The sequence below is a fragment of the Glutamicibacter uratoxydans genome (assembly GCF_006539925.1).
GTDB lineage: Bacteria > Actinomycetota > Actinomycetes > Actinomycetales > Micrococcaceae > Glutamicibacter > Glutamicibacter uratoxydans.
In genome coordinates this window covers 132,332-144,446 of record NZ_BJNY01000006.1, presented here as the reverse complement: position 1 = coordinate 144,446, position 12,115 = coordinate 132,332, and the positions used below count along the sequence as shown (strand labels likewise).

Sequence of the window (12,115 nt, the reverse complement as noted above, 5' to 3'; positions counted from 1 at the left end):
TAGGCATGAAAACAATCTTAGATGGAAATAGCAAATACAAAATTATTTTTACTGCTCCCGAGTCTCCGAACCCTGAATATGCAGGGAAAATACTAGTAGGCTTTGGAGAAATTGGTTCGGGTATTGATAGTGCCGGATTCGGCAGCGCATTGGCCGAAAAGCTAGGAATTGCATACGTAACTGTAAACCAAGCGAAGCGAACACAGTATCAATATCTTACACGCGAGAAGATTCAATCTGTTCTAGAGCCACTTCAAGAGAATAATAAGTTCTATTTTTACGGAACTTCACTCGGCGGATACGCCGCCGCTTACTACAGCAGACCGCTTGGCGCCAACTTTCTTGCACTATCGCCTAGGTTGCCAGTTCACCCAATAACTGACAAGAGGATTCCCATTCGCTTCAGATCCGAGGGATATTTACACGACGCAATGAACGCAGGTCAAATGCCTTCGAACTCAAGCAGGAAAGTAGTGTTATTTGACCCGAAAAATTCCGTGGATTCGTTCTTTGTTCGCACAGAGCTTGCAGCAGCATATCCAGACCTTGAATTACATCATGTCAAAAATGCTGGGCACTATGTACCTCGTGTCCTACTACTCTCCGGCTCGCTCAAGAAAGTGGTCGTTGACTTCCTTTCTGACAATGACCTAGAAATTACCTTAAAGGAATCAGAGATAATAGAATGGCATCGTTCAAGATTCTATCTAAATCTGGAGAAAAAGCGATTTGGACATGCATCGGAACATCTTGAAGTACTGCTTGAGAATGATTCTCAAGAGCAAATTGATGAATATACCAAGTCGCTAAATAGCGCCATACATGAAAAATAGATTTTCAATTTCAAAGGATTAACTTCAAATGAGTGTAACCACTACTAATAGTGCAAAATCTGATGTCTTTCCACAACGGGTTATGATCCGGGGTGTTATTTATCGAATTTACGAAGATCGAGCGATCGTCATGGGACGTTCCGGCCCCAGACTCGATATCACGATTCGAGATGAAGTACGCGGAAAGAAAGTAACTGCAATTAATCGTCGTGCCTTTCAAGACGATTCAGCGCTGCAATCGATTAAGTTCCCAAATTCGCTAAAAACGATCGGTTCACATTCATTTGAAAACTGTGTCTCACTAACAGAGATTGAACTTCCGACCAATTTGGAAAAGATTAATTGGAATGCATTTGCTGGTTGCACGGGCTTGAAGCACGTGTATTTGCCTTTTGCGATTCAGCGAATTGGACATCACGCATTCTCAGGTTGTAGTGCACTTGAAGAGACTCCCCATTTTGTGCAGACCGGCCCAAGATCTCAGGCCAAACTATCGAGGTCGCTAGTGGAGCAGTCTTTGCCGGTGTCTTTAAGCCACCTCGGTGAGTCGGCTTTCGAAGGATGCACCGCACTCAAGCGTGTTGTTGTTCCTTTCAAGATCAAGTCAATTCCCGCGAATCTCTTCAGAAATTGTGAATCACTGGTCTCGGTGTGGCTCCATGCCCGAATTCAGGACCTTGGCGATGGGGCATTCCAGGGGTGTCTCTCGCTTGATGCTCTTCGAATTCCCGAAACTGTTTCGGAAATCGGCGCAGACGCAATTTCGGAGTCAACAACCATTATCAGCGAATCTGGCTCGATGGCAATTGAGTATGCGAAGCAGAAGAACCTTCGTTATCGTGTGACCGAACTCCCGCCGACATCAGTGTCTTCGTTACTAGGCGCACCCACTGCGTCGCAGTTCACCGAGTTAGTTTCGGACAACGACTTCGTTGCGCGAGTAGTAGAGCATTACGAAGTGCGGCCCTCGGCACCTTCTATTGAGCGATCGGATTACGAGCCGAGTATTGGGCAAGTACCCGCGTCTCGATTCCGCTACAAGGATGGAATCTACTATCAGGATGCTCCAACAAATGACGACAATGATGTAACACTTGCGCTGACAGGCGATCTTATGTGCGGATTCCGCCAACAGCGTCTAGCTGCTGACGGAACTTCGTATAATTTTGATGAGCAGTTGCAGCATGTGGCCCCAATATTTAGGCAATCAGACCTGGCTATCGGCAATTTGGAAACGATGGTGAATCCAAAATTGCCATTCATGTCAGAACGGCTTTACATCGACGATCGACCAAATCTGAACTCGCCGATTGAATACTTAGCATCCGTGAGGCGAATGGGTTTTGACGCAGTTATGAGCGCGCAGAATCACATGTACGACACCGGTGTCCAGGGAATCCTAGAAACTCTTGATGCGCTAAATCAAACAAACCTTATTCATGGTGGCCTTTTTAGCGGTAGTAATGATCCCCGCGTGCTTCACTTCAATATTAAGGGTATGCACATAGCAATCGTTGCTTATTTGGATCCAATCCGGCAACGAATGAAAAAGGCCAACTTCACCGCTCAGGGCCTGAAAGACATGGCAAGTTTGTTCGATGAAGAACAGATCGTCAAAGACATCAAGTCCGCTAGGGATGCCGGCGCTGAGTTCATCCTTGCTTACGCACATTGGGGCGTCGAATACACCTCTAAATTGGCTGATCGACAGCTTGGATTTGCTGAAATGTTGGCTAATTCTGGAGTTGATTACATCTTCGGGTCGCATTCCCACTGCCCACAACCGTTTGACTATACAGAATCAGCAACTGGCAAGAGAGTACCGACACTATTTTCAGCAGGGAACTTCCTTGCCGACATCCAACGACATGCACCCATTACCCACGATGCAGTCTTGGGTCTTGTCAAACTAACCCGAGATTCCGATGGTCAGGTTGTGCTCGCCGGAAATGGTTACATTCCTTGTCGGATTGTCCAAGCTGACCGTGCTTCGACAGTAACTGTTGTCCCTTGCGAAGCGCTAGCGGACGGACTGTTTGGGTTTACTGAATCAGAGGCAATTGCCGACGCACAACGCATCGGGAATGTTCTGGGCGACGATTACACACCTATCAGCATTAAGCATGTTAGGGATTCAGATCAAACCGTTTCTGTTTGGCAAAAACCAGCAGTACAGCGAGCTGAGAAAATCTACGAGGTCGCCGCAACAGCAAATGACTTTGGTTTCAATCCACTCGTGCATCTGGATAAAAACTCCTTAGAGAGCGCACTTATGGAAGTCCAGGCACTTGGATTTGGCCTGTCGACCAAGCGTTATTCCACGCAAGTTTTCACAGCTGCGGACGAAAAGCAAAACGAAATTGGTTTTAAACGTGTTGCCAGTAACTTGACCTCGATGGTTGGACTCGAATTCTGCGCGGACAAAATTCTTTGCAAGACTCTACTCTTGGAAAACGGTTTGCCAACCGCGTTCGGACTTCCGATGCCTAGGAAGGGCTACGCCGCTGCCAAACGTTTTGCCGATGACAACGGATGGCCGGTTGTGGTCAAGCCTCGTCGTGGTTCTGGCGGTCGAGCCGTGACTGCTAATATTCAAAACCACGAACAACTTGAAGCAGCGGTTAAGACTGCGGACGAATTCGGTGGATTCTTGATAGAAAAACATGTCCCCGGTGAAGACTACAGATTCCTAGTCTCAGGAGACGAAGTTCTGGGTGTCTGGTGTCGTGATGCTGCAAATGTCATCGGTGATGGGAAGTCTTCGATCGATGAGCTAATTGAGATTAAAAATGCTCTACGATCCAAAAATCCTCATCTTGCCTCTCGTCTGATTAAGAAAGACGACGCACTCATCCATCATTTACGCTGGTCTGGTCTGACACTAGCTCACGTTCCAGGACATGGCGAGAAGATCTATCTACGTAGTGCAGCGAATTTGAGCGCAGGCGGTGACAACATTGACCTAACCGACGAAACTCATGATTCTCTTAAAGAGATTGCGGTTCAGGCTAAGAAGGCGCTACCTGGAATCGAACTTGTCGGAATCGACTTCCTAATGCAAGACCACCGGCTACCGGTTACTGAGCAGGTTGTCAATATCTGTGAGATCAACTCAACCCCAGGGGTTTCAGCTCACGAGTACCCGATGTTTGGAAAACCGCGCCCTGCAGCGCGGAACTATGTTGAACACATTGCAAAATCATCGAATTTGGTTGTGAAACCTTTCACTGATCAAGGCGATTTTGTCCTGACCATCCACGGCCAGTTCAAAGATGATTCCCTAGAAAACGTGATTCAGAAATGGGCCACGACTTCGGGTGTCACCCTGACTGGTGTAAAGGCTAGCCGCGATCTCATCCAAGTTGAGTTCAGTGGCACAACGGTTGGAGCATCATTCATGAGCTATTCAACCGTCAAGCCGAACAAGTTGGATTCCCGGATTACTTCATGTGAACTAACTCGGAAATAATACCCGTGATGATGCCATCGAAATCATTTTAGAGCCAGGGTCCAACTTCCTTTTCGACTAGAGTGTCTTAGAGCCCTTCGAAAATATTCAATGGTAAATATATGAGCCTCGGAGTAAAACTTGAACTTACTCCGAGGCTCTGCCTATTCTCTTGTCTTGTCTGCAGAATAGCGATTGAAGGTACTTCTGTTCCGGTGAGATGGTATGAGATGGTACCGCTATTTCGTCCTCAAGGAACCAACCAAAATTGCCCATGGGGACCACCAATATTTCCGTTGGGAGCCCTTGACTCATCCAATGACAACCACCAGGCGCCAGCCGTTTTCAGACTACGATAGTCGCAACTATTCACACATGTTAAATGTTCAGAATAATTCATTCGCTCGACAGAAATAGCTATTTTTTTCCTACATATCGCCATATGTCGTATTCACGACCTCTGGCGTCTTCCCTCGCCCCATCAATTGGGTTGCGTCGCAAAACGGGCAAATGCGCCGTTGAGCTTTCATCCGTACCGAATGAAGCATCTGCAATGACGTTGTCTATCCCGTCCACACGCCCGAGCCATATCCAAGTATGGCCAGATCTTTGCTCGGCGCTTGAAATGAAGACGTCGCCAACCTTCAAAGTATTTTTATTTGGAGTAGTGGAAGACCCTACTTTGACCCATCCATTGCTCGGATTCTGTACGTACGCTCGTTGCTTGTACACCAGCAACCCCGGATAACTAGGATCAACTGTATTAACTATGACAGTCGCAACAAATGCACCGCAATCGGCAAAGTTACGTGTGCTGTTAGGTGGAACAAGATTGTTGGCAGCCAAAGCGATCGAGTGGGCTCGTGCCTTTGCCTCATAGTATTGTTTACTCGCTAAAACTTGATCCGCATTTCCGCCGCCAGTATACGAAGCTGGATATGGTTTATCGCCTAGTCCGAAAAGTGGAAATGACAATGAAATAGCTAAGCTTTTGGGCGAAGAGAAATCGGGTTCCGGAGCGAGTAATCCCTGGTAAGTGGGCTGCTTATCCGCATCATTCGATTCTTCTTGATTGTAGTGTGTTTTTTCAGCATCAGGTTGACTGCCGTATCCATCAAGAATCCTGAAAGTAGCAATCGTTCCGAAACTCAGAACAATAATTAAGAATAAAATGAGAATATTTTTTGCGCGATCTTTTGATCGATCCGCCATATTCGGCACCCTTTCCAACCTAATTATTTAATTGCTCGCGCTAACGTCAAAGTCGCGACCCATTACGTCTATAAATTTCCTTAAATCTTCAGGCGAATTAAAACCGCATGTCATCCGTTCATCGAGGCGAACGAAATAGTCGCCGATTTCAATGTCGTCAAAGAGTCGTCCGACAAACGACTGATATACTTGCCAGCCGATACAATTTTCAATTTGGCGAGCGGCAAACGCATCTCGTACGTTCTGGAGGTGATGTCTAAATAAAGATTCATCATGACAAGAAACCCCGACGATGCTCCGTTCATCGCCAAAAAAAGCGACGCCCTGTGAAGCAGCGCGAACAATTATCCGGATTGCCTCATCCGAATAATAAGTGTCACCATAAAGGAAGCACGTATTATTTGTTATCAGCTCCTCGACGAATCGATCTAACTCAATCTCATTACGTAGCGGAACATACCGCACAGCACCTTCGGTTTCATGACGTGGGTCCCCCGAGGAAATTACCACTTCAGCAGTGGGATCAAACTGTGATACTTGTCGAACAATTCGCCGTAAAAGGGTTTCGCCTTCAATTTCAATCAATTGCTTTGGAATGCCAAGATGACTCCCCCAGCGCGTCCCCCGGCCATTGGCCATGATTACATATCGCTTATGACTCACGAAAGTACTCCGTGTTGTCGATAGAAATCGCCAAGCTTTCCACTTCTCTGCGGTCCCCAGACCTGAATTATGTTTACACCAGATGAAGTATTCGCTTCGATCACTACAGGTCCGTCTTCAGTCAACAGCACATCCCAGGCAACAAACTGCAGATATGGGAGCGAATCCGCTAATTCCAGTACTGATTTACAAGTTTGTTCCCAGTTTGGCAGCACCGTACCTTGGATCATCGTGCCGGAATCAGGATGCACGTCAAATTCATCGTTCGACCATAGTGTGCGAGCTTGCGACAGTAGACCCGTTTCCAGATCGACATGTGCTACCAAACCGCCGCGACTACCATTATCGACGGGAACAGTCTTCGCCGTACCTACACGGAGCACTGAAAACAATAACTCCGCATCGCCATCCTGATTACGAACAGTAATCATCCGCAGCGTGTTTGTTGTCTCCGCATAAATTTCAGCAAGAATCGGATGCTGCTGCACACCGTGAGTAAGCAGCCAACCATCCAGAGTATCGATAAGATTCAGAATAGTCTGGTCATCAACCGGTTTACGGTCTAGGACATATTTCCCATCCTCAAAGTCAAGACGATGAACACCTTTGCCTTTACCGGCTGCCAATGGCTTCAAGAAATATGTTTGAGCATCTCGCAATGCCTCCAGAACTGCTTCAGGCTTCACTGACTTAGAAATGTCGGTGAGTGAAACAAGGCGGCCCTTATTTTTGACGAAGTCGATGGCCGGCACGGAAATATGGTGGCGCAAAACTTCGTTACAAGCGATCTTGTTGTTAAGCATCGAATCGAACGGAGCATTGATTGAGCGTGAACGATACCAGTCAAATTCCGACAAATACTCGTTCTTGTTTTTCAACGTTAGACCATAACGGCCTATCTGGTCGCAGGTATAGCCACCCGCGATAGCGTAAAAAACGCGCTTCTGGATTGAAACACCATAGTGATTCGGCGCTAGGAGGATACGACTGATCCAGAGATAAGCGAGTTTTCCTTGTTTAAGTGCTGCTCGTAGGAACGGGAGCAAAGTTCACCTACAGTCAAAATATGTTCTGCGAGATCCGAGGTTGAATGCCCGAGATCGGTGCTGATGTATTTCTTCTTATACTTTTGAAGAGTTTGAGTTGGATAAGTCTTGTATAGTGCCTGTACTAAGTCATCTGCCGATTCAAATACGCATCCAGGCATCTCCTCGTCCAAAGAGATATTCAAGCCATTATTCTGCAAATACTCTTCTCTGTCATAGACGTAATACATGGTATTAACATCTAAAATTGCAGCTTCTAGAGCGATCGAAGAATAGTCGGTAATCAGATAGTCAGTAACGGAAAGAAGTTCCGTCGCAGTAAAATCGGGAACTTCTATGTGTCCAGAGTCTGGCATAATCAAAGTGTCGCTGCCATGCATCTTAATTACAAGGTTAAATCGGTCAGTGTCCAGTGCTTCAACCAAACGCAACGCACCATCTGCATCGGTACCACGACGGAAAGTTGGTGCGTAAACCACTACCGGCTTCTTGCTCAGGTCAGGATAGCGTGAGTTGATTCTATCGGCGACCCTAAAACGTTCATGAAGCAGATAATCAGCACGAGGCAACCCAAAGTTGAGCAGTTGGCTTTCTTGGACTCCGAATGATTCAACGTATCTTGGGTTCCAAACCTCGGCGCCGGCAAGAACATAATCGTAACCTTGATGCATCTGCAGCACATCGGCTACCGCATGGTCACGGCCATCAGTACGTCCGACTGTCTGCAAACCCGATTGCTTGATCTTTCCTAGTGAATGCCAGATCTGATAAACAACCAATTCTGGACGATGAGTAAGCGCGGAAACAGCTGGCCAGTAAGAATCGAGAACACATACTTTGGCGGTAGCCAAATGGTAGATGCTTTCAATCAATACAGGGGCAAACTTTAAGGTTTCTTTCCAACCGCCTCGATACATCCTGGACAGGACTACAGGCCGAATTTCAGAATTCTGCTTCTGGAGCTCTTCAAGTAGAAGCCGAAAGTCCAAGGGCGTTCTATCCATTCGACGTCCAAGGAAGACAATCTTGTTCTCGTCGACAGACGTAAACTTCTTCACCGTCCAATAGGCGGCCGCCATCGAGGCTTTGACTGTCCTAGCCATGAATCGACGCATAAGCTAGCCCTTCCTCGAAGGCAACGAAATCAGCTTGCGCGGCGGATTGATGTCGTACCCGAACATGCGCTTCTTCTTGTCCAACTTGTAAAGCAGGTAGTCGATTGTCTCCGGAGTCAACTTATCAATGCGTGGGAAATCTGGCGAGCGGTTAATTTCTGGCAACATGATGCCAGTAGGTGTGATTGCCAAGTCGAATCCCAAGTACTCGAGCTGTGGCATGCTCGCTGCAATGTCCAAAACCTTTTGAACCGCGTACTCCCAATGTGGAATAACACCTTCAATTGCTACATCCGTATCTGGGTGACGTGGGCAGTCTGCGATACGACCATGTTCAAGAATCTTCGCATCGCCAAAACGACCGGTCGCTGGATCGATCTGTGCAAGCATCCCACCTGCCGCAGTGTTATCCACGTAACCAGATTTTAGTGAGCCGATTCGTAGATAGGCATTGCCGATCTCAGGAGTAACGCCGTCCTTTTTGAAGACGATGAGACGGATCGTATTGACTGAATGAGGATAGATTTCAGCCAGCACAGGATGCATCTGAATGAACTCAGTCACCAAGTACTGGTTCTTTGTATCTTGAAGAATCGCTAAGACTTCAGCTTCAGTTGCAGACTCGCCGTTGAGTAAGAACTCTGAGCCAGTCCACTCCAGACGATAAAAACCGTCACCGTGAGAGCCCTCGTCGGGCTTCAACGCAAGGACCTTCTTGTCCTTTGCCAGGCGAATGACAGAGGCAAAACTTGCGTCAAAGTCTTCAGGACAGTCCATCATTGGAACGACGGTATTCTCGCCCTCGTGAGCTGCAGTGTAGAAATAATATGCTGGCAAGCAATCATTGAATTCGGCAGCTACGTACTTAATGCTGATCTTGTCTTCAAGCCAATACTTGTACTTCTTGTTAATATGGCGGAGCCAGCGGTACTCAAAGTCGGAAATATACTGCTCGCGGTTTTCCTCAGTGATTCCATATTGAGGAATTCGGTAGGACAGGAACCCGTTCTTGTAGGCCCAAATCTTGGATGTCAGTGGAATTTCGTTTCGCTGGAACAAATCGCGGCGGATATCGCCAAGCCAACGAACCGACTGATACGGCACAAGACCCTTCGGATACAAAGCGTTTGCAAATTCTCGTCGGGTCTTCAACTTTGTCTGGTGAAGCCACTTGGTGAGCACAGTCTTAGTTGGCGTGCTCTTTGCTTCTTTCTCAACGAGTTCATGACGCAAGAACCGGACCGTCATCGGAGAAAACGCATACTCCTGGCCGTATAAAGGCGTCGCAGACACACCGTTGATGACTGGGCCGGACTCAGTCAGAACCACTGAGAATTCTACAAAACGAAGCTGAGGGGCAAAGAGGCAAAGTTCCTTTAGACGCGCAACGACTTCGTCCCACTGCGGGATCTCCCGAGCAATGAGATCTCCAGTGACAGGATGGTTGGTGTACACACGCAGACGTCCCTGTACCACTGAACGTGCTGCTTCAATGCGTCCAGTCTCGGGAGAAATCTGAGAGACCAAACGCAAACGTGCAACATGGATGTCCAGAGTATCGTCTTCAACAGAGATATCATCACCGTTGAAGCCAGGACCCGGGTCATCACCATCTGAGCGCTGATCTTCACCGGCCAACTGCATTTCGATGAGCTGTTCGTCAGAAACTGCAGCTGCAGCACGGCTGCGGATCTTGCCCAAACGGCCAAGTGCATATCCGTTTTTGCGGAACTCAACAATATGTTCAGCATCTTCAATCGCAACCACTGCAGCTTCCGCTACCTCAGGTGCAATACCGTTCGGGTTAAGCATCGTTACGCTAATGGCAACGTCGCCCGTAGTAGACAATTCTGCAAGTGGCGAGGAATCGACTTTCTTGTCTCCAAGAACATAGAACTGCTCGCGTACGCGGAAAGTCAACAACTTCTCAAACTCATCAGAAGTAAAAGGAATGTCGTTCATCACGAACTGACCGCCTTCGAACGTTACCTGATCTGAGACAGATCCGCTCCACGCCGATGACGACAATGTCAGCGAACCATGAGCGATCAGGAACTGAGCAACGCTGCTAATGTCGGAACCAAATTCCCGGGCTTCTTCCGACAATGCGATGATTTGAAGTTCGCGGTCACGGCGCAGCACTTGGTAATGAAGGGTTTCGAAAGAATCCATGTACGGTTTAAACACAGAACGTGCAGAAACACGGTCTCGAACCCACTTAGCGTATTTGCCGTTCAAAGGCTGTACATACAGGTAGTCGCGTAGCGAAAAGAACTCATTGCGATTTGCCTCAGTGATACCAAATCGACGAGCGTAAATAGGGTCAAATCCCCAGTCGATGGCCTGCTGATCGGTAGTGCTCAGAGCATCACTATTCTGAGTTTTCATAGCATTCACGCGACGAACCCACAAACGAGCTGTGCGGCCGGTGAAGCCTTTAGCACGAAGCTGGAACGCGTCGTACTTGCGGGAAAGCCGTTGAACCCGTCGCAGAGCCTGGGCTGATACGGTCTGTCGCTGCCCATTGTCGAGCTTTCGTCCGATGCGGGTATCTAGTACACCACTGAGGAACTTTGAAGCTTCTTCGTTGAATCCGGTGGACATTGGGAAGCGAGGAGCAATTGACAGGTCACGGATCTCGAAAGATTCCTCCGACCCCAAAACAACGTCTACGGAAATGAATGTAAAGTCATGGCGTTCGCTGGAGAGAACTGCCACCAGAGAGCTGGTGATTTCGTCGATTCTAGCAACCGTTGAAATTCCTCCGGTTGGCAACTTGAACTCGCCACTTTCGAGATCGACGTCAATCACGTCGTCGAAACGCTGCTCGCCAAGAGACATCCGCTGGCGGCGCTTGCCCCACCCTCGACGGACTCCATCCTGCTGTGATGCTTCAATCTCTTCAGGTGTTGGCTTGACGGCACGCCAGCGATCTCCAGCACAAAGTTGGCCCTGAACAACACGCACAGTTCCTTCTTCGTCGCGTGAGATGAAGAGGCGTAGAACAGCGTCCCCTAGTCCAAGCACTTCTCCAGTGAACGCACGTGCGTCAAAGCCCGGCAGGAGTACGCAGCGTGAGCCAGTGCTCATTTTTCGCAGGGTATTGAGAACGTCATCTGCGGTTGCTGGCCAACCATCAATTTGGTAATTCTCGCCATCAAAATCAATGTGGCGCCCCAGACCCCGGTCCCAGCGCACAGGACGGACCGTAATCTGCCCGAAGGTACGAATTACTTCCAGAAGTCCGTCATCATCTGCGGTCGCGTTCTCCGGGAAGTCATGCAGCCGAACAATATCGAATACGTCACGGTAGGTAAACACGGTGCAAATAGGGGTTGGCATGTACTTTTCGAAACCGTCGACAAAACGGTAGGCGGTAACAAGGTTGGTAAGCCATGCACGTTTACGGTTAATCGGGCTCAAGTATAAGAAATCTTTATAGCTTATGAGCTCAGATGAAGCACTAGCAGCTGACGCGGTAGAAGTAGTGTGCCCTGTTTCATGGAGTTTCCGCGTATCCAGAACATTGCTGAAGCTACCTGCAGACTGAAGATCCCTAATCTGGCTTCGGACCCAACGTCGAGCCGCCGCGGTAGAGAAGCCCTTAGTAACGAGTTGGTGAGACGCTACAGTTACAGCGGCCTTCCGTGCCTTCTTTGCCACTTTTTCAGTAGTGCTCATGCGTTGCCAAAAGACCTTTCGTCTTGCCGGTATTCAGGCCGACGTGCGTTTAACTTCAGCTGCTTTTCTGCAGGTACAAGTGGGTGCAGCTACCTACTGCTACCGTTCCCTCGAAGC

Annotated in this window: 7 protein-coding genes; 2 read left to right on the top strand and 5 right to left on the bottom strand. The window is 48.2% G+C overall.

The genetic code is table 11. From position 1 onward, the window contains the following. Positions 1 to 5 precede the first annotated feature (5 nt). Positions 6 to 833, top strand: coding sequence for a hypothetical protein (locus AUR04nite_RS06325; RefSeq protein WP_141363095.1), 828 nt, complete (start codon positions 6 to 8; stop codon positions 831 to 833). 28 nt (positions 834 to 861) lie between these two features. After that, the gene (locus tag AUR04nite_RS06320) at positions 862 to 4,302 is read left to right on the top strand and encodes a CapA family protein (RefSeq protein ID WP_141363093.1); all 3,441 of its coding nucleotides are present in this window, start codon (positions 862 to 864) and stop codon (positions 4,300 to 4,302) included. A gap of 396 nt (positions 4,303 to 4,698) precedes the next feature. On the opposite strand, the gene AUR04nite_RS06315 is transcribed toward AUR04nite_RS06320, so the two are convergent. The 5 genes from AUR04nite_RS06315 to AUR04nite_RS06295 all read right to left on the bottom strand — a co-directional run bounded on the left by AUR04nite_RS06315 (position 4,699) and on the right by AUR04nite_RS06295 (position 11,998). After that, positions 4,699 to 5,493 (bottom strand): hypothetical protein, encoded by a 795-nt coding sequence (locus AUR04nite_RS06315; protein ID WP_141363091.1) that lies wholly within the window; start codon positions 5,491 to 5,493, stop codon positions 4,699 to 4,701. A gap of 27 nt (positions 5,494 to 5,520) precedes the next feature. Beyond that, positions 5,521 to 6,156, bottom strand: a complete 636-nt coding sequence (locus AUR04nite_RS06310) for a nucleotidyltransferase family protein (protein WP_141363089.1) — start codon at positions 6,154 to 6,156, stop codon at positions 5,521 to 5,523. Next, positions 6,153 to 7,034 carry a sugar-transfer associated ATP-grasp domain-containing protein gene (locus tag AUR04nite_RS06305; protein WP_141363087.1) on the bottom strand — a complete coding sequence of 294 codons (882 nt, stop codon included), beginning with the start codon at positions 7,032 to 7,034 and terminating at the stop codon, positions 6,153 to 6,155. The genes AUR04nite_RS06310 and AUR04nite_RS06305 overlap by 4 nt, the downstream gene beginning before the upstream one ends. A 95-nt stretch (positions 7,035 to 7,129) precedes the next feature. After that, positions 7,130 to 8,305: a CDP-glycerol glycerophosphotransferase family protein gene (locus AUR04nite_RS06300; protein ID WP_170184115.1), complete on the bottom strand. Its 1,176-nt coding sequence runs from the start codon at positions 8,303 to 8,305 to the stop codon at positions 7,130 to 7,132. 15 nt (positions 8,306 to 8,320) lie between these two features. Then, on the bottom strand, positions 8,321 to 11,998 hold the full coding sequence (locus tag AUR04nite_RS06295; RefSeq protein WP_141363083.1) for a sugar-transfer associated ATP-grasp domain-containing protein: 3,678 nt from the start codon (positions 11,996 to 11,998) through the stop codon (positions 8,321 to 8,323). Positions 11,999 to 12,115: the final 117 nt, after the last annotated feature.

What these genes read in the sequence shown, in the direction of transcription:
- AUR04nite_RS06300 (WP_170184115.1), bottom strand. Translation starts at nt 8,305, where the DNA reads ATGGCTAGGACAGTCAAAGCCTCGATGGCGGCCGCCTATTGGACGGTG.
- AUR04nite_RS06295 (WP_141363083.1), bottom strand. Translation starts at nt 11,998, where the DNA reads ATGAGCACTACTGAAAAAGTGGCAAAGAAGGCACGGAAGGCCGCTGTA.
- AUR04nite_RS06325 (WP_141363095.1), top strand. Translation starts at nt 6, where the DNA reads ATGAAAACAATCTTAGATGGAAATAGCAAATACAAAATTATTTTTACT.
- AUR04nite_RS06320 (WP_141363093.1), top strand. Translation starts at nt 862, where the DNA reads ATGAGTGTAACCACTACTAATAGTGCAAAATCTGATGTCTTTCCACAA.
- AUR04nite_RS06315 (WP_141363091.1), bottom strand. Translation starts at nt 5,493, where the DNA reads ATGGCGGATCGATCAAAAGATCGCGCAAAAAATATTCTCATTTTATTC.